The sequence below is a fragment of the Paenibacillus sp. NPDC058071 genome (assembly GCF_042885235.1).
In the GTDB taxonomy this organism is placed as follows: Bacteria; Bacillota; Bacilli; order Paenibacillales; family Paenibacillaceae; genus Pristimantibacillus.
In genome coordinates, this window is sequence record NZ_JBHVSK010000016.1 from 1 (window position 1) to 18,990 (window position 18,990).

At 51.0% G+C, this 18,990-nt stretch carries 10 protein-coding genes and 1 rRNA gene; 1 reads left to right on the plus strand and 10 read right to left on the minus strand.

All coding sequences use genetic code 11. From position 1 onward, the window contains the following. From ACFVTB_RS21620 to ACFVTB_RS21660, 9 genes are all read right to left on the minus strand, one after another. A 16S ribosomal RNA gene (locus ACFVTB_RS21620) occupies positions 1-98 on the minus strand; the annotation flags it as partial. 314 nt (positions 99-412) lie between these two features. Beyond that, the gene (gene ligA / locus ACFVTB_RS21625) at positions 413-2,455 is read right to left on the minus strand and encodes an NAD-dependent DNA ligase LigA (RefSeq protein WP_387753863.1); all 2,043 of its coding nucleotides are present in this window, start codon (positions 2,453-2,455) and stop codon (positions 413-415) included. A gap of 26 nt (positions 2,456-2,481) precedes the next feature. Beyond that, positions 2,482-4,848, minus strand: a complete 2,367-nt coding sequence (gene pcrA, locus ACFVTB_RS21630; RefSeq protein ID WP_387753865.1) for a DNA helicase PcrA — start codon at positions 4,846-4,848, stop codon at positions 2,482-2,484. 289 nt (positions 4,849-5,137) lie between these two features. Further along, positions 5,138-5,857, minus strand: coding sequence for a heptaprenylglyceryl phosphate synthase (gene pcrB / locus ACFVTB_RS21635; RefSeq protein ID WP_387753867.1), 720 nt, complete (start codon positions 5,855-5,857; stop codon positions 5,138-5,140). 77 nt (positions 5,858-5,934) lie between these two features. Next, positions 5,935-7,425 (minus strand): tetratricopeptide repeat protein, encoded by a 1,491-nt coding sequence (locus tag ACFVTB_RS21640; RefSeq protein WP_387753869.1) that lies wholly within the window; start codon positions 7,423-7,425, stop codon positions 5,935-5,937. Continuing rightward, positions 7,418-7,885, minus strand: coding sequence for a hypothetical protein (locus ACFVTB_RS21645; RefSeq protein ID WP_387753871.1), 468 nt, complete (start codon positions 7,883-7,885; stop codon positions 7,418-7,420). The genes ACFVTB_RS21640 and ACFVTB_RS21645 overlap by 8 nt, the downstream gene beginning before the upstream one ends. Next, the gene (locus tag ACFVTB_RS21650; protein ID WP_387753874.1) at positions 7,869-8,420 is read right to left on the minus strand and encodes an RNA polymerase sigma factor; all 552 of its coding nucleotides are present in this window, start codon (positions 8,418-8,420) and stop codon (positions 7,869-7,871) included. Before ACFVTB_RS21650 ends, ACFVTB_RS21645 begins: the two co-directional genes overlap by 17 nt. Before the next feature lie 184 nt (positions 8,421-8,604). Next, on the minus strand, positions 8,605-11,127 hold the full coding sequence (locus ACFVTB_RS21655) for a U32 family peptidase (RefSeq protein ID WP_387753877.1): 2,523 nt from the start codon (positions 11,125-11,127) through the stop codon (positions 8,605-8,607). Between the two features lie 144 nt (positions 11,128-11,271). Beyond that, entirely contained in the window at positions 11,272-13,161 is a 1,890-nt protein-coding gene (locus ACFVTB_RS21660) for a copper amine oxidase N-terminal domain-containing protein (protein ID WP_387753879.1), read from the minus strand. A gap of 252 nt (positions 13,162-13,413) precedes the next feature. On the opposite strand from ACFVTB_RS21660, the gene ACFVTB_RS21665 reads away from it, so the two are divergent. Beyond that, a complete protein-coding gene (locus ACFVTB_RS21665; protein WP_387753881.1) occupies positions 13,414-14,382 on the plus strand; it encodes a sugar phosphate isomerase/epimerase family protein in 969 nt (322 codons plus the stop codon). 495 nt (positions 14,383-14,877) lie between these two features. Here ACFVTB_RS21665 and ACFVTB_RS21670 read toward each other — a convergent pair whose 3' ends face one another. After that, positions 14,878-18,987: a collagen binding domain-containing protein gene (locus ACFVTB_RS21670; protein WP_387753883.1), complete on the minus strand. Its 4,110-nt coding sequence runs from the start codon at positions 18,985-18,987 to the stop codon at positions 14,878-14,880. Positions 18,988-18,990 lie beyond the last annotated feature (3 nt).

Here is an 18,990-nt window from a genome sequence, read left to right on the forward strand (position 1 = left end):
TCATCAGGAGTGCAAGCACTCCATCAGATCCGCTCGACTTGCATGTATTAGGCACGCCGCCAGCGTTCGTCCTGAGCCAGGATCAAACTCTCCATGAAAGTTGAATTTGACTTGCTCATTACTTAACTAGCTATTTAAAACAAGTTTGGATTTGACGTGATCCATTTGTTCAGTTTTCAAAGAACTTGTTTGTCACATTTTGTCGTGACAAGATGTTATGTTATCAGCTTTCTTTAAGCTTGTCAACAACTTCTTTTATTGCAATTTCGCAAGCGTTGAAGTCGTGTGCCTCAGAAGCGACAAGAAATAATATACCACGCTTATTCCACAATTACAAATTGTAATTTATGACAATTGAAATCTAAATAAAACCCTTCCGTCATTATTACAACGGAAGGGTCATTCCAACCTATTAAACTTCGCCAAGCAAACGCAGCAGTTCTGCCTCGTCCTCAATAACGGTAATACCTAGTTCTTTCGCTTTCGTCAGCTTGCTGCCGGCACTTTCGCCGGCGATAACGAAATCGGTCTTCTTGGACACGCTGCCCGTTACTTTTGCGCCTAATGCCTCCAGCTTCTTGGCCGCATCATCTCGGGACATCCCAGGTAACGTACCGGTGAGCACGACCGTCTTGCCGCTAAAGACACTATCCTCTCGCACAACGACTGCCTTCTCAGCTTCGGCTTTCACACCTAATTCCCGCATGCGTGCGATGCTTGCCGCAGCAACCGGATCAGAGAAGAAACCGACAATACTATCCGCTACAATACCTCCGACGTCAGGCAGTTCGATCAATTGCTCCGCCGACGCCTTCATTACGGCATCTAAATCGCCATAATGATCAGCGAGCATTTTCGTTGTTGCTTTTCCCGTATTCGGGATGCCGAGCGCGAACAAGAACGCAGCCAAGTCGCGGCTCTTCGACTTTTCGAACGCATCCAGCAGCTTGTTTGCTTTTTTCTCTCCAAACCGCTCTAGTTTAATTAGATCATCATAATGAAGCGCATAGAGGTCAGCCGGGTCCCGGACCTCGCATTCCTCGTACAACTGCTCCGCCGTCATGACGCTGAATGTTTCGATATCCATCGCGTCACGTGAAGCAAAGTGCGTAATTCTTCCGATCGTTTGCGGCTTGCACCCCAAGCGGTTATTACAGAATAAATGCGCGCCGCGCTGCTCAAGCTCCGTGCCACAGGAAGGACAAAACGTCGGATAGACGATCTCCTGCCCCGGCTCCTCGTCGACTTTGCCGAGTATTTCCGGGATAACGTCGTTGGACCGGCGAATCGAAACGAGCGTGCCTAACGCGTGCTTTAAGTTTTTCCGCTCAATATCGCCTATATTGTTCAACGTGCAGTTTTGCACAGTCACGCCTGCAAGCTCGACTGCCTCAACGCGCGCTACCGGCGTTATTTTCCCTGTACGGCCAACTTCCCAAGAAACCGACTCCAGCACCGTTTCGGCTTCTTCCGCTTCGAATTTGAAGGCGACGGCCCAGCGTGGGAATTTATCCGTGTAACCTAACGCTTCTCTCGTCCTTATATCAGTCAGCTTCACAACCGCTCCATCGATCAAGTAGTCCAGATCGTTGCGGCGCTCGCCAATTTTCAGCAGCTCACCCTGCACTTCTTCTATAGAATCAAAGTAAGCGGTGTAAGGATTTACTTTAAACAGATTTTCCCGCAAAAACCGCTGCATCTCTTGATGCGTCTCAAAAGAAACACCCTGTGCGTAGCCGACATTATAAAAATACGCGTTCAGCTTGCGCTCTGCCGTCAGCTTCGGATTAAGATTGCGCAGCGCGCCCGCCGCTCCGTTCCGCGCGTTTTTCAATGGATCCGCCGCCGTCTCGTTGTAACGAGCCAGCACGGACAGGTTCATAATGCCTTCGCCCTGCACTTCGATCACACCGTCCGTGAACGGAATGGTCAGCGGAACCGAGCGAATGGTACGCACTTGAGCCAAGATGCCCTCGCCAACCGTCCCGTTTCCACGCGTAGCCGCTTGAACAAGCTGTCCGTTCTCATAAGTCAGGTTGAGCGTCAGCCCGTCGAATTTCAGCTCGATTGCATAGCTCGGATCGGGAAGCGGCTTCTCGTCCGGGTGCTTGGCGTTATAATCGGCAATTCCCTTTAGCACCCGCTGGTTCCAAGCCAGCAGATCCTCAACGTCCTGCGCTTTGTCGAGACTCCACAATCTTGCAAGGTGGCGATGAGGCTCGAATCCTTTCAGTAATTCTCCGCCAACGCGAAGCGTCGGGGAATCCTCCAGCACAACGCCGCTCTCCTTCTCCAGTCGAACGAGTTCGTCATAGAGCTTGTCGTAATCCACATCGCTGATCGTCGGTTGGTCAAGCGTATAATAATGATAATTGTGGACAGAAATTTCCGCCGCAAGCTCCTTCATGCGCGCAAGCTGCGCGGGCGTTGCCATTTCCCCGGCATGAGCATCCATCGATAGCTCTCCTTCCATTGGTCAAATCATATTTTCGTAATCGGTGCAAAGCTTGCGAGCAGTCGCTTCAAGCCGATGGGCGCAGGGAAAGCGATTTGCAGTTCCGTGTCGTTGCCCGTACCTTTAATGGCGACAATCGTGCCTTCGCCAAACTTCGCGTGGGCGACTTTGTCCCCCGCGACATATTGTTGCGCCGGGCCATTGCCGCCAGCGTTCGCTGCCGCAGCTGCAGCGGCCTTCGCGGCCACTTCCAGCGGCGTCGTCACGCGAACACCCGCGCCAGGTGCAGCCGAACGACCGCTGCCTGACGCACCGAAGCTTTGATTGCGATTACCTCCGCCGAAGCCTGACGAGCCGCCAAAGGAGCGTCCGCCGCCTCCGCCGCCAAATCCGAAGCCGCCGCCAGCGGAACGACCGATCGTACCTCCCGGCGACGCTGACGTTTTCAGCTCATCCGGCACCTCTTCCAAAAATCTGGACGGCATGTTCGCATTTGTACGGCCAAACAGCGTGCGCATCCTGGCGCTCGTCATGTAAAGCCGCTTCTCCGCTCTCGTAATGCCGACATACGCGAGACGCCGTTCTTCCTCCAGCTCCTCGTTGTCTGTCAGCGCCCTGCTGTGAGGGAATACCGTCTCCTCCATCCCGATGATGAACACGACCGGAAATTCGAGACCTTTGGCGCTATGCATCGTCATAAGGACAACGTTGCCGCTCGCCGCAGCCGCCGCATCGTCATCGGCATTATCCATCGAGTCGATGTCCGCGATGAGTGCCAGATCGGTCAGAAACGCGACAAGCGTCTTGTCATCATTTCGCTTCTCGAAATCCATCGTTACGGATAGGAATTCGTCGATATTTTCAAGGCGAGCCGTCGATTCGAGCGTCTTCTCGCGCTGCAGCTCGATACGGTATTGCGTCATCTCCAGCACTTTCTCTGTCAGCTCAGTAACCGACAAGTAATCAACCATTCGCGTTAAATTGTCGATCATATCGTAAAACTCCATTAACAGCCCTTGCGTGCGGGAGTTGATATCGATTCCTTGCAGATTGCCAAGCACGCCGTAAATCGACGTTCCCCTCAGCACTGCTTCTTCTGCTAGCTTGCCGACCGTCGTATCGCCGATGCCCCGCTTCGGCACGTTAATAACCCGCTGCAAGCTAATATCGTCGTCCGGGTTCGAGATAAGCCGCAAGTAGGCAAGCAAATCTTTAATCTCTTTGCGGTCGTAGAACTTGATGCCGCCTACGATTTGATACGGAATATCGGATTTAATCAAAATTTCCTCGATCACCCGGGACTGGGCGTTCGTCCGATATAGGATGGCGTGGTCTTCGTATTTATGCCCGTTTTTAACGTTTTTACGAATTTCGCCGGTGACAAAGTAGCCTTCATCGTGCTCGGAGTCCGCCTGATACACTTGAATCGGCTCTCCAGCCCCGCTGTCGGTCCACAGCTTTTTCGGTTTACGACCGGTATTTCGGTTGATCACGGCATTGGCCGCATCCAAAATATTGGCTGTGGATCGGTAGTTCTGCTCCAGCATAATCGTCCGGGCTTCCGGATAATCGCCTTCAAAGTTCAAAATATTCGTAATGTCAGCTCCGCGCCAACGATAAATCGATTGGTCGCTGTCACCTACGACGCAAATATTGTGATGCTTATCGGCCAGCATCCGGCAGAGCATGTATTGCGCCCGGTTCGTATCCTGATACTCGTCGACATGGATGTAACGGAATTTGTTCTGATAAAACTCCAGCACTTCCGGCATTTCCTTAAAAAGCTCAATTGTCGTCATAATAAGGTCGTCAAAGTCGAGCGAATTATTGCTCTTTAGCCGCTTTTGATACATTTTATATACTTTCGACACAATGTCGGTAAAATAATCCCCGGTTCTCTGCTCGTACCGCTCCGGCGACAGCAGCTCGTTCTTCGCACCGCTCATAGCCGCCTGCACAGCCTTCGGCTCAAACTTCTTCGTGTCGATATTCAAGTCCTTCATGCAATTGCGAATGACGGACAGTTGGTCCGCCGAATCAAGAATCGAGAAATTCGAGGTAAAGCCGATCCGGTCGATATCTTTCCGCAAAATACGGACGCACATCGAGTGGAACGTCGATACCCAAATATCCTGTCCGGCAGGCCCTATGAGCGAGGCCACCCTCGACTGCATCTCCCGCGCCGCTTTATTGGTAAATGTAATGGCCAGAATGCTCCACGGAGCAACCCGCTTCTTCTCGATCAAATAAGCTATGCGGTGCGTCAGCACGCGCGTCTTGCCGCTCCCTGCGCCGGCCATAATAAGAAGCGGTCCGTCCGTTGCCTGAACTGCTTCCCGCTGCGGAGGATTAAGCTTCTGCACCGCTTGCTCGATACTTATCGGATTATACATCTTCATACTCCTTTGTTCGCATTTGTTCGCCTAACTATCAGTGTAGACAACGCCCCGCCTGCATGTCAATTTGATTCTGTCAAAAAATATTAGGAGTTGGGCGGTTGCCGTTTCCTTCCTATTAATTGAAAAAAGGCCATTCGTCCCAACGCCCAAGCATACGCTTGCCGGACAAATAACCTTTTGAGAAAAAAAGCCGAAAGGCGAGCGCAAAATACGCAAAACACGCTAAACAGCGATGGGATCGAGATATGCCTCTCTCCGCCAACTAGCTAGCTAGCGTCTACGTCTACGCCTTAGCGCTTTGAACCTCTCGGACAGCCGCCACCGTAGCAAGGGCTGCAGCTAAATCGGTGTACACGACGTTGCCGACGACAACGGTATCCGCATGCCGAGCCGCCTGAGCCGCCTTCTCTGCATTATCGATGCCGCCGCCGTAAAACAATCTGGAGTCACCGTCCAACGCCCCGCGCGCCGCCTCCAGCACATTCATATCTCCAAACATGCCGCTGTATTCAATATAAATGACAGGCAGCCTCATCAGCCTGCTCGCCATGCGAACATGAGCGACGACGTCCTCTGCGTCCAACGCCGCATCCGCTCCGCTAATGCGAGCGGCTGTCGCTTCTCCGTTCAAAATAATGTATCCTTGCGCAGCCGTCAGCTCCCACGGCACGAACGTGCCGTATTCCTTCAGCCCCTCAGTCTGCTTTCCGTTAATCCACTCGGCGCGGGACGTATTCAGAACGATCGGGACAAAATAACCGTCGAATCCCGGAACCGCCCCGTCCATTGTGGACACTTCCAGCACGCAGTCAAGCGCATAGCGGCGCACGCGCGCCATCAGGTCGACCGTATTTTCGAATGTGACGCCGCTCGACCCTCCGATAATAATCGCATCCGTGCCCGACATGCAAACCGCCTCAAGCGCCTCGTCGGTTATTTCTTTATCGGGATCGAGTTTAAAAACATGCCTCCAGTTTCCGTACCATGCATCCGTATAATTCATTGCCGTTTAACCTCTCTTAAATCGTCGTTATCTCTTATGCTATGACAGGGCAAGGCGGCTGTCAAACGGATGGTGCGCTACTGCTTCTTGGCTAACTGCTCCTCCGCATTTTGCATCGAATTTCTGTCGCTTTCAGATGGGTTGGAGATTCGTTTCAAATACGATAAAGCTTTGGCTGGGTCGCCATTGTCCTCCCAGGTAAAGCCATTAAGGAACAGCATCCCGAGCGCCCTTAAAGCGTACTCATTATCGCCTTCCTGCTCGTAGGCTTCAATGGCCTCCTCGTATCGTCCCTCCTGAACGAGCCGGTCTCCCTCAAGCCTTCCCTGGTCGGAGAGACTGAAAAAAGGGGTTACTTCGTTCAAAAGCGTATAATAACCGCTCGAACTGCTTAGTTTCTTATCATTTGAGTCAAAAGCATCCACCGACCACAAAAATTCGCCGCCGGGGTAGACCGAACCTAAAATCCCTCCGCTATTAAGGAAAACTTCCTTGTCTTCCCCACTAGACGACTTCCCTGAGTTGCTCACCAGCCGTCTTAATTCCTTAATCGAATAGATCGCGCTAGTTCCGCTCCATTTTTTGCTGCCGAATAGGTTAGCCGTTGTCGCTCCGGTGATCTTGCCCTCTTTATTTTTCGTAAAATCGGTTAGCGAAACAACATAATAGCTGGCTCCCGGGTAAGGCTCCCAAGTAAACGTCAGCTTATCCTCAGTAATTAGCTCTTTATCCTTGGGGGAAATGATGCGCACCTCCGGTACAAAATCGATGTCGTAGTGGACGGTGACGCCTTCCTTAATCGTCAACCCTTGCTCCCCTTCGGCATTGCGAAAAAAACCACTCACTTCTTCAGGCATCACGCCAACGCCGACCTCGTAGAGCCCTTCGCCGGTAAATGCTTCATAGAAGCGGTAAACGCCGTTCTCGTCCGTAATAGCTATAGGATAGGATTTATAAGGAGGCGATACCCAGCCGTTGTCGTCTTTTCGGTGGAGCACGATATACGCATTTGAAACCGGCTTGCCTCCGAACGTCAGCGTACCCCAAATTATCGGCTTGCGTGCAGGGTCTTCATGCCTCGTCGCCAGCATGTCGGCGACTTTCTTTAGTTCCTCCTTGCGCCATTCGTCAGCCGTTCGGCCCGATTGAAGCAATTCAGCGCTTAGCACTTCCGCCTTATCCCATTGACGATCCTCAACATAAAGATCGACAAGTCTCTTTTTTGTATGGTTAATCATTGATGATGTTGAATATTCATTTACCAAACGTTCCAACTGACTGATCGAGTAAGCAAGCTGCTCCGGCGATTTTTTCTCTGATCCTATTGAATAAGAGCTTCTGTCCGGCATAATAAAAATCCTATTATCCCCGATTTCATAACGGTTGGCATCCTCGGCCGACCAATACAGCGCCTGGTCAGCCCTGCTATCGTTAGGAAAAAGCCGCAACAGCGCATCGTACTTTTTATTGGCGTAAAGCAGCCCCGGCAGGTTGATATATAAAATCGTACCCGATACGAGCAGCAGGGCGGCCAGCAACAAGAGTGTCTTAACCTTCACTTTAATCATCCGAATCCGGCCACCCTTCCGTCAATACCGATTCAGGATACCATCCGCCCGCAATGGCAATCATCGGCTCCTGACGCAGCGTATCCGACGGCATCGCGCCGTTCGCCGAATCTCCAGCCAATGCCCGCACCCAGTAGGCCGTCGGCAGAACGATCAGGATGAGCATGATGGCTGCTGCCGCACGCCAGGATATGGTCACTTCACGTTCCCACCAAGGAATGCGCTGCGCACGTTTGCTCGTCTCCCTCATCCATTCCTCGCTAAGCCGCAAACCGTCTAATTCATTGTCGAGCGCTTGGCGGATTGTTTCTTTCCCCAGGCGATCACTTGGCTTCTCTGCCAGCGTGTGTTGGACCCTGTCTATTTCCTCGATGCCATCTATTTCTTCCATCAGCGCACGACGCACGTTATCATTATTCTGTGCACCGTCCACTCCTTCTAATTTAGACTTCCGCTTCATCCTGCCATCCCCCTTCCTCCAGCCGACGTTTCAACAGCCTTCTTCCCCGTTGCAGCCTGCTCTTCACCGTGCTTTCCGGCTCTCGCAGCAAGGCCGCCATTTCCGAAACGGTCAAATCCTGATAATAGTGCAGTACAATCGCTTCCCGATAATAAAACGGCAGGGCGGATATGACTTGCCTCATAGACCACTTCACGACCCATTCTTCAGTTCCCGCCGCCGCAGCCGACGCCCTTTCCGCCAGCTTGCCGGGAAACAGCAGTTTTTTCCACGAAAACAGCCGCATTCGCTCCCGGCACCGGTTCACTGTCATGGCGAGCAGCCAGCTTCGCGCGCTATCGTCCGCTTTGAGCTGTCCTATTTTTCGATAAGCGTCGATAAAGACGTCCTGACAGACGTCTTCCGCCAAATGGCGGTCCTTTAATAAAAGCGTCGCCGTCCGGAGCAAATCATTGCCGTAGCGCTCCATCAGCCACTCGAGCGCGGAGCCGTCCCCGTTCCGCAATCGCCCGATCATTTCACGCTCCGCACTCATCCCCTCACCTCTCTACTCTATAGATGCGTTCAACCGCGGTTACGGATGCAAAGAATGGAAAATATTTTAAATACGTGTTCAAAAGTCCGGTTTTTCAAAAGTGGACTTTTTGAACAACCTCTTTAGGGCGCAAAAAAGCCGGAAACCGCCAACCGGCGGTCCCGGCATGGAACCTGCAAATCTGTTATTTAACGAGCTGTCCACGCGTAACGCCAAGCTGATTGGTCGCTTTCAGCGTTTTCCACACTTTCGTTCCGGTAATTCGTCCGTCCAGCGCGTCGCGGTAAAGATCCAGCACCTCGCGCACCTTCTCCGGCGTTTCTTCCAAAAACTCGACGCGATACGAAGGGATTCCCAATTCCAAGAAATTGCGAATATATTCCGCTCCCGATTGTTCAATTGCGTTGTAGACCGTATTTCGGCAGCCTTCGTCTACACGAACCGGATGCGACATGCCGATCCGATCCTGCAACGACGCGCGATGATCCTCGCAAGGACGACCGCAGTTCGTATAATCGGTTCCTTCGCTCATGAACGTACAATATACGCAATGCTCGGTATGGAACATCGGCATATGCTGCTGAATGACAATCTCCAGCTTCGACGTATCGGCTTTCTCCAGCATGTCGACCATTTGCTGAATATTCAAGTCGTAAGACGGCGTAATCAAATCGAGGCCGACCTCTTGGAACAACTCGACCGCCTTATGATTCGCCACGTTCAGCGAGAAGTCGCCGATCAGTTTCGGAAACGGGCGATCGGGGTTTTCTGCACGAGCGCGCAGGTAGTAGTACAGAGCGCCCGTATTGCGGACAAGCACCGCATCCGGCTGCAGCTTCAGAATATTGGCGTGATAGCCATTCTCGCCCGGCATATGAATTCTCGGCGTCGCCAGCGCGATCGGCTTGCCTGCCTTGCGCGCGACCTCGATCGCCGCCGGGAACTGCTTAATAAACTCAAAATCAGCGTAAATCATCTCAACGTCGGTTTGCACAGCCGCTTCGACTTGCTCCAAGTTACGGCAGAGTGCCGTCAGCCTTGGCGCGGTTACAGGCAACTCCTTCTTAGCCTCAACAGGCGCGTTTGCTCGATCTTCCAGCGGATCGATCAAGTGCTTGACGTAGATCGGCGGCTTCGGACGCTCGCCAGTGAGCTTCTCTACCGCTTCCCTGCGCATCCGGTTCAGTTCACGAATTGGCACGATCAGGTCGCCTTCCAATGCAACCTCCAGCTGATCGAGCTGATACAGCGTGCCGCCCAAGCGGCCCAGTTGATCCTCTAACAGCGCGGCGTCCATCGGACGTTTGGCCGCCTGTTCCAGCAGCAGCTCCGATTCGACTTCGACCGTGTTGCCTTTCTGCACATCGGTCCAACGGGTCCGCAGCGGCTCGCCTGCCCGCCCTTGCACGCTTACATGCAGCGGAAACACCCGGTAAGGCTTCTCCGTCTCGAACGTTGCGCGCAGCCGTTTGTCCAGCGCCGGATCGTTCGTCTTCCAAATGCGGTCGCCGACATGCACCTTGCGCAAATCGACGTCGTTACGACCGGCAACGAGCTCCAGCAGCGTTCCTTCCTGCGCTTCTCCCTCGATCTTGACGCCGTGACGGCGCAAGTCGTAGACGCGGCCGCCCTCTTCCTTCTTCGTCGGATCGCCAGCGTCGAATACGATGCCGTCGCCGCGCTTCAACGGCGCGTCGAGGCGAACGGTTACAGCGTCACGCATAATGCGCTCTACGCGGCCGATATAAACACCGCGGCTTTTCGGAAACGTGCCTTCGACGAGCATTTTATTGTTCGTGCCATCCAGGAAGCCGTGCGTAAAGCCGCGCGAGAAGCTTTGCTGCAGCTCGCGAACCTCTTCTTTAGACGGAGGCGTACGATCTCCTTCGAAATAACGGTCAATTGCCTTGCGATACTTACTGACGACGTTAGCGACATACTCCGACGATTTCAGCCGTCCTTCGATTTTGAACGATACGACGCCTGCTTCGATCAGCTCAGGCACCAGGTCAATCGCCGCCAAATCCTTCGGCGACAACAAGTAGGCGACGTCACCCATCAGCTTCTGCTCGCCGTCGACGATCAAATCGTACGGCAGGCGGCAAGCCTGCGCGCATTCGCCGCGGTTGGCCGAGCGGCCGCCCCACATTTCCGACGTCAGGCATTGTCCGGAATACGAAACGCAAAGCGCGCCGTGTACGAACACTTCCATCGGCAGCTTCGCCTGTTCGCCGATTTTACGAATTTGCTTCAAATTGTTCTCGCGCCCAAGCACGACACGCTCCAGCCCGAAAGGCTTCGTGAATTCGACTGCCTCCGGCGACGTAATGGTCATTTGCGTCGAGCCGTGGATCGGGAAGTCGGGCGACAGCTCGCGAATAAGCTTCACAAGCCCCAAATCTTGGACAATAACAGCATCTACGCCGGCATCGATGCACATTTCAATAAGTGTGCGCGCATCGCGCAGCTCATCCTCGAAGACGAGAATGTTGAACGTCAGGAAGCCCTTTACTCCGTAGCTGTGCAAAAAGGCCATAATATCCGGCAGCTCTTCGCTGCGGAAGTTGTTCGCCCGCGCCCGCGCATTAAATTTCTCCACGCCGAAAAAGATCGCATCCGCTCCATTTGCAACAGCGGCGCGCATGCAATCCCAATCCCCAGCCGGAGCAAGCAGCTCTATATCTTCTCTTTTAATAGGAAAAGTCATACGAATCTCATTCCTCCATTAGCAATTCTGCTTGCTCTAGTGTAACAAACCGCCGCTCCAGTTGCCACCACCCAATACTGGCAGCGGCAAAAAGAATAGAGCGGCTTCCTCATCTGAAGGAGCCGCTCTATCTTTTTTGAAAGTCTACTGGAATTTGATCGACTGCACGACTGCTTCCAGCCGTTTCAACGTTTCCGGTGTCGCGTTGGCGTCATAGATGGTGAACATAAGCTGCAGCACATTGCCGTTATGCTCGGTTAAATACGTGTACTCGGTGGTCGGAAGACCGCTCCCTGACGTAAACTGGAGCATGATTCGAACGCCGTCTTTGCCGCCGATTGGCACTGCTGTCCGAGTCACGTTCTTGTACTCGGCATCGTTTTTGCTCGCCTCGTAGTAAGCGTCAGACGCTTCCTTCAAGGTCGTCTTGCGCTCCACTGAACCATACAGAGAGAAATAGTCGTAGCTGTAATAGAATTGCTCGGATTCAAAATCATCTTCTTCCGCCGTCCAGTAGGTCGGCAGTTCGAGCGAATAACGGAATGCGCTGCTCGTTTTGGTCGTTTTGGCATCGTAATCAATCTGGTCTGTATAGTCGTCGTAAGCCTCAAATTCATTTTCGATAAGAGCAGTGTCTACCTTTAGAGAAGCCATCGTCTTCCTGAACAGCGCTTCCCCTTGCGCTCCCGTTTTCACATCGTAATTATACGTGAAGAAGTATTTGTTGTTGCCTTTAATCCAATAAATTTCGTTAGCGCGATACCACGTCTCTAAATCGTAGCTAAAATCGAACGAGTATACGAGCGCTTTGCCCGCCCACAGATCGATCTCCGATTTGTTTTCGTTTTTATAGTATCCTTGGGCAAAGTTTTGACGGAACAGCTTCTGCCGCTGCTCTCTCCATTTTTCCGCCGTATCCCCGTTCTGCAGCGTATAGATTTCCATATTGAAAAATCCGTTGTCGCTATAAAATTGAGGGCTGTACGATTCCTCATCTCGTACCCAATCCAACGGAAGCCTCATCGTTAAGCCGTAGTAATCGTCTCCGAACTCGATCGTACCGTCCTTCACCTTCGTTATATCCTTCAGCTTGCCGTTCGAACGGTCAAAGCTTGGCTGAAAGCTGCTTAACAGCGGTTGATAGAATGATAACCCCGATTTGTCTTTTCCTTTGACGCCAAGAAGGATTAAATAGTAATCGTTCCCTTTTGAAAACCCGCGGTATTCGTAGACAGTCGGGTCATCGGTCGTACGAGTAATCGCGATCTCGACTCGCATGCCATCACGGTTGGCCGAACGCCGCTCCAGCGTCGTTTCGTCGTCTTCGAACAGCTCTTGCATATAGTCGAAAATATCATCATTCGTCAGGCTGCCGACATCCTTATAACTGTAAACCATAAGCTCGCTGGTGTTGCCGTTAGAACCCGACCAGTTGACGTAAGAGCCGTCTTGGGACTGCGTGGAAATCGCTAAGCCTGCCGGCTCGCTCAGCGACCATCCCCAGTAACTGTCGCCCACCTTCGCCCCATTGGCGCTAACAGAACCGGTGCTGCTTGCGCGTTGGCCCTTAATGAAGATGCTTTTCGACTTCCGATCTTGCTGAATCGTTGCTCCAAATGCTTCCGAAATAACTCTCGCAGGCACCATCGTTGTTCCTTTAACGATAAAAGGAGGAAGCGATACCGTCGTCTTCGATCCGTTGACTAGAACGGTTTTGCTGCCAATCGTAACGGTAACCGTGCGGTCGTTATAGGTTAAAACAATGCTGTCGCCTTTCCGGCTTAACGCAGCACCGAACGCTTTCGTAATAACGCTAAGCGGCACGAACGTGGTGCCGTTCAATTCAACGGGAGCTTGTATCGTTACATTCTCCCCATTAATGATCGCCTTCGAGTTATTAGGCCATAGTTGGACCGTGACCTCGCTGCCCGTATTTTGTTGGGCTGCCAGCACCGCGCCTGGCAAAAGCGAAAAAACGAGCAGTACGGTAAGGACGAGCGTAAGAATGTTTTTCAAACGGGCTTGTTTGAACATGTAACGAAGAGGCCTCCTTGTATATCGGTTTTATGTTGCTATCTCAAAATATCGCAGATTAATATACCATCATTTTCCTATTTGGACAATCGATCAAAATAGCTATTTTGTTGCAGGGGTTTACCGATTAGCCTTATTTTTATGCATTTTTGGTTAGATGCGATATTCATGATGTGACGAGCCTACGGGAATGTTATACTGAATAGAGTTTGGTCTATTAAGACGCTAACCCATTAAGGAGGAACGAAACAGATGAAATTAGGTGTATTTTCTGTCCTTTTTGCACAAAAGCCTTTCGAAGAAGCGCTTGACTATATTGCAGCCAAAGGTCTCGAGGCCGTTGAGATCGGAACCGGCGGTTACCCAGGCAACGCTCACTGCGACCCGGACGTTTTGCTTGCTGACGCTGGAAAACTGAAAGCGTTTAAACAAGCGGTAGAGTCGCGCGGTTTAATTATCAGTGCGCTGAGCGCTCACGCCAACCCGCTTCACCCGCAAAAGCATTTGGCGGCTAAAGATGACGCCGATATTCGTAAAACGATCGAGCTTGCGAACCGTCTGGAAGTGCCGGTTGTGAACACCTTCTCCGGCTGCCCAGGCGACCACGAGGATGCGAAATATCCGAACTGGCCGGTTGCCCCTTGGCCGAATGATTATCAAGAGATTTTGACTTGGCAATGGGAGCAAAAAGTTATTCCATATTGGTCTGAGATCGGTTCGATTGCGGAAAGCAACGGCGTGAAAATCGGCCTCGAGCTGCATGGCGGCTTCTCCGTGCACTCGCCGGCTACGCTGCTCCGCCTCCGCGAAGCGGCTGGCAAAGCAATCGGCGCCAACCTCGATCCGAGTCATATGTGGTGGCAAGGCATCGATCCGGTGCAAGCCGTACAAATTCTTGGACGTGCAGGAGCGATCCATCACTTCCACGCGAAGGATACGACGATCGATCCGATTAACGTCAACCGTTTCGGCCTGACCGACATGCAGCCTTACACGAACATGCTGGACCGCGCTTGGCAGTTCCGCACCGTTGGCTTCGGTCACGATCTGAAAACGTGGGCCGACATTATTAGCGCGCTTCGTCTTGTCGGATACGACTATGTCGTCAGCATCGAGCATGAGGACGGACTGATGTCCGTTGACGAAGGCTTTACGAAAGCGGTCGAGAACCTTCAACAGGTACTGATCCGCGAGCCGCTTGGCGAAATGTGGTGGGTATAAGCCGATTAAAGCAGTCTGCACTCTAGTGCAGACTGCTTTTTTTGATTTATGGGACCAGCTTGATGGTGGTTGACCGTTGGCCGGTTTTGTATGGTGAGACGAGGTCGGCTGTCGCCAAAGCATGTTACCTCACTTACTCGACGGGATGGAATAACTGCGAAAAGGCCGTTATTTTGGCTTCTTCCAGTCGAAATCGGGGAATAAATGCAAAAAGGACGTTATTGAACCCGCTGTGGACGCAAATGGCGAGGGCGTGCTTGGAATAACTGCCAAAAGGCAGTTATTCCCCCTTTCACCAGTCAGAATGAAGAAAATAACTGCAGAAAGGACGTTATTCGCCGCATGAGTGCAACCGTTAGTCCCAAATAAAACACCCCGCCTCACATGAAACTGTGAGACGGGATGTTTTATTGCTTATTGAGGTTTCCTCGTTCAGCGCTAGCGCTTTGAGGCAGCCCCTTTAATTTTAAACTGCCGTTAATGGCTAGGATTCAATCAGGCTCTGCCGTTTCTTTTTCTGCGAGCCAACAGGAATGCACCTGCCGCAATGAGCAGCGCTCCGCCCAATTGCAGAAGCAGATAGCTTTCTTCTCCTGTTTTAGGAAGCACCCCTACTCCCGGTTTACCGTTCAACCCTCCGAGAGGAAGCTCCTCTTCCACTTCGATTTCAATCCATACCTCTTCGTCGTTCACGATAATCGAGAACTTGTCTTTGCCTACGAAGTTTTTGTCCGGCGTGTACGTCCATTTGCCGTCTGGTGTTACCGTTACTGTGCCGTGCTTAGGTGGTGTACCCTCCTCGGCCTTGCCGTTCTCCGGCACTTTCACTTCGCCTTTCACCGGCGTATCTTCCTTCGTCACCTTATTATCCGTTGGAGGAGTCGAAGTCGGTTTCGCACTTGGCTCAGAGCTTGGCGATGTGCTTGGCGTCACGCCAGGCGTTGCGCTTGGCTCACCGCTTGGATCCGGGCTCACGTTTGGCGTTGCACTTGGCGTCGCACTTGGTGTTGCACTTGGTGTTGCACTTGGTGTTGCACTTGGTGTTGCACTTGGTGTTGCACTAGGCGTTGGTGATGGTGTCGGTACCCATCCGCCGCCTCCGCCGCCAGGTGTTGGTGTTGCGCTAGGCGTTGGCGTTGGTGTTGGTGTTGCGCTTGGTGTCGGTGTTGGCGTCGGTACGTTGCCTCCACCACCAGGCGTCGGCGTTGCACTTGGCGTCGGCGTCGGCGTTGGTGTCGGTGTTGGTGTCGGTGTTGGCGTTGCACTTGGCGTCGGTGTCGGCGTTGGCGCCGGCACTTTCGTATTTTCCACCGTATGCGTCTTAGTTGGTCCATTAATGGTGATTGTATCAGGGCTGGTTTTCAAAATATAACCGGCAGGAGCCGTTTTCTCAACCAACTTGTACGTTCCATAAGGGAGATCACTAACGCTAACCTTACCGTCAGTTCCCGTCGTCAGATCGTTGCCAACCTGCTGATCGGCGCTGTCGAGCAATTGGAATACGGCATCTTTCAGTTTCGCGCCTGTCGTATCGTCCTCTTTGACGATTTCAAGGTCGCCTTTCAGTTTTTTGTTTTCAATGATTTTCTCTAATTCCGTCTCATCTTTAATCGTAATTTCGTAAATGCCTGTTCCGTCCACCCCGTAACCGCTAGGTGCGCCTACCTCTTTCAACGTATACTTGCCGAACGGCAGTTTGTCGTATAGGTATTCCCCTAGCCCTTGAGAGGAAAGCGGGATGGTTTTGCCATTAGACTTACGAACCAATTCGAAGTTCGCACCAGTCAATTTCTTCGTATGATCTTCCGCATCTACTTTAACGACTTTCAGCTTTCCGTTAAACAGACTAGCTTCTCCGTCTGCGCCGGATAAAGCAATCGTCACTTCGGTCGAATCATTGCCAGAAGCAGTCGTGTTGCCATTGCCGGTAAATTTCACTTTGTTTTCGACTTTACCGTTTTTGATATCGGCAATCGTTTGATATCTTAACGTGTAGCCGCGGTCAATGGTGTAGAACTCATAATCGCCTTGACCGTTCTTCTTTTGGAAGGACAATGTAAAATTGCCGTCGTCGTCGAAATCAAGCTTGTACTCGGCTGGATCGACGAGATTCGCTGCATTAGGCGTATCATTTACGTTAAGAATGCCCTTATAAAGCTTGAATGTCGATTTTACAAGCGTTTGATCGCTAGGCTCGTCGACAATCGTCACATCGTTCAAGGTAGATTGCGCGCGGTTGATTTGCAGATTCCATTCGATCAAATCTCTTTGCAAGCTGCTTACTTTACCTTGCTTTTTAACGTACTCGTTCGCTTCATCGATGTGTACCGTTTCCGTCAACGTTTTGCTCGTACCCGGCGTTGTCGATGTAAATACCGCATTATTTACAATATTTTTGTCGTTAATGACCTGATTATTAAAGTCGGTCACGAATTCAATATAATACGGCTTATTGATCGTTGGAATTAAAAATTCCACTGTCAATATTTTTGTCGCTGCCACATAAGTGACTTTATAATCCACATCTTTTGTTAATTCAACAACTTTGTTATTCGTGCTGCCATTTGCATTAACGCTCATTTCATACACTTTAAGGTTGTTCGGCTTCGAATCGTCGAATGTCTGTACCGACGTCAGTTGATCTGTTACCTTAACGCCGCTCAGCACTTTACTGTTATAGTTAATGCCGATTCCCCAAGTTATTTGTTTCGTTGTGGAATTATAGCTGCCATCCTTGAACCCGTTGTTTTTCGTCTCCCCGTTCGGATCGGATGTACCGGTCACCGTTTTGGTTTCTCCAGTTGTTACCGTATCGTCCCAAGTCGCTTTACCGGTATTTCTAAATGGAAAGCCATTGTCTGGAAGATAAACGTTATTCGTATAGTCGTATTGCGTTGTGTACTCGATTGTGTAGCTTGAGTTTCCGTTCTGGAATGTAATGTCGAAGCCAGCTGTTGTGTCTGGATTTCCGTCTTTATACGTTAGCGTATAAACGGAGCCGGTTACCGTGTTGCCATTTTGCTTGACGACAAAGCTGCCCGGTACGAGTTTCAAGCCGTTCGGGAATGTATCGGAATAATTCAAGTTGGATACCGAATATTTATCATTATTCAGTTCGACTTTCCAATTCACAGTACGGTCTTGATAGTTTTTCCCAACTTCATTTTTGTGAAGAAAATGCTGCTTGATGTTTCTAGTGACCGTATTCGATTGTTCCGTTCCAGAATACGCCGTATTGCTAACGTCCTCATTATTATAAACGTTGCTAGCAGGCGTAGTCGTGTACTTAATCAGATAGGCAGTGGTACTTGGCGTCGCATTGGCAAATTTGATGGTAAAGCCTTTTTGGCCTGCCACATATCTCGGATGCGAGCTGACATTATAGTCTATCGTATAACCTGTGTTTAGAGTCAACGGCGTGCCCAGCGTACCAGCAACAGGATCGGTTACCGGAATGACTTGGATCGAAGCCGGGTCAACGTTGTGCTTGCCACTGAACAAGTCGGTCAGTTCGGCTTGCGTCAACGCTTTCTCGCCGTAGTTGTATTTCACTTCCCAGTTGATTTTCTGCGTTGCTTCAACGTATTGTCCCGATTTCTCTAAGAATTTCCCTCTCGGGTTATTTACAGTGGCAGGAGACGGTACATCTGGTTTATTTGTACTTTCTAGTGTTGCCGTATTTATAAAAGACGAAATAGCAGGATCTGAGATGTCTGTTTCATAAACAATTTGATAAGCGTCTTTGGTAGTGCCAAAATCGATTACCAGATTATTAGAGCCTGCCGCTGGTTCAACCGCAGTATAACCGTTGCCAGGGCCAGGGGTCAGCGGCTGTTGCGATCTTGTTATCGTGCCATCAGCGCCCACCGACAATTGATAGACCTTCAATCCGCCTGGCACATAGGTAAGTCCGGCAGGTATAGGATCAGTTATTTTTGCGCCTTCGATCTTCTGCAACTCTGTGTTCACGTCAATTGTCCACGTAATTTTCGTCGCATTAAAAGTCTTGTCCGCCTGACCCTTCTTGAAGACTGATTTACCGCCTGCAGGTGCAATCGGAATGGTCAGTTCATCTCCAACGCTGAAATCCAATCTAACTTCCGTTTTGTTATTAACGCTGGCCTTATTGAAATAGGTCCAGAAGCTGAGCTTGCCCGGCAAATCTCCGCTATCTTCAATAGCCGGACCAAACTTGATCGTTACCTTCTGTCCCTTAACGCTGAACGTACCGAGACCAGGGTTGGCATTATTCAAATTAACATCGTCAATATCGCCATACATAACAAGTTCAGACGGAAGATCAAATACAAACGTATCGTTTTCTTTGTAAGTATGGCCGTCTGTCAGTTTGAACTGATACTCCAATGTTAGCGCCTGATCGAGGTTCACCTTCAGGTCAGGGTTCACATAGTAAACGGACTCCGTAACCGAAGCATACACCTTACTAGGCAAAGCCTTGTCTGTCAGCTTCATCCCGGTCAAAATATTTTCTTTTATCGTGCCGTGATCGTAAGCCGCTTCAACCTTGTGCAAGACGCCGGAAACGTTAAGCGCTTGTACCAAAAGCATAATCGCAAGCAATAAGGACAGTTTCTTCTTATTCATCTT

What these genes read in the sequence shown, in the direction of transcription:
- ligA (WP_387753863.1), bottom strand. Translation starts at nt 2,455, where the DNA reads ATGGATGCTCATGCCGGGGAAATGGCAACGCCCGCGCAGCTTGCGCGC.
- pcrA (WP_387753865.1), bottom strand. Translation starts at nt 4,848, where the DNA reads ATGTATAATCCGATAAGTATCGAGCAAGCGGTGCAGAAGCTTAATCCT.
- pcrB (WP_387753867.1), bottom strand. Translation starts at nt 5,857, where the DNA reads ATGAATTATACGGATGCATGGTACGGAAACTGGAGGCATGTTTTTAAA.
- ACFVTB_RS21640 (WP_387753869.1), bottom strand. Translation starts at nt 7,425, where the DNA reads ATGATTAAAGTGAAGGTTAAGACACTCTTGTTGCTGGCCGCCCTGCTG.
- ACFVTB_RS21645 (WP_387753871.1), bottom strand. Translation starts at nt 7,885, where the DNA reads ATGAAGCGGAAGTCTAAATTAGAAGGAGTGGACGGTGCACAGAATAAT.
- ACFVTB_RS21650 (WP_387753874.1), bottom strand. Translation starts at nt 8,420, where the DNA reads ATGAGTGCGGAGCGTGAAATGATCGGGCGATTGCGGAACGGGGACGGC.
- ACFVTB_RS21655 (WP_387753877.1), bottom strand. Translation starts at nt 11,127, where the DNA reads ATGACTTTTCCTATTAAAAGAGAAGATATAGAGCTGCTTGCTCCGGCT.
- ACFVTB_RS21660 (WP_387753879.1), bottom strand. Translation starts at nt 13,161, where the DNA reads ATGTTCAAACAAGCCCGTTTGAAAAACATTCTTACGCTCGTCCTTACC.
- ACFVTB_RS21665 (WP_387753881.1), top strand. Translation starts at nt 13,414, where the DNA reads ATGAAATTAGGTGTATTTTCTGTCCTTTTTGCACAAAAGCCTTTCGAA.
- ACFVTB_RS21670 (WP_387753883.1), bottom strand. Translation starts at nt 18,987, where the DNA reads ATGAATAAGAAGAAACTGTCCTTATTGCTTGCGATTATGCTTTTGGTA.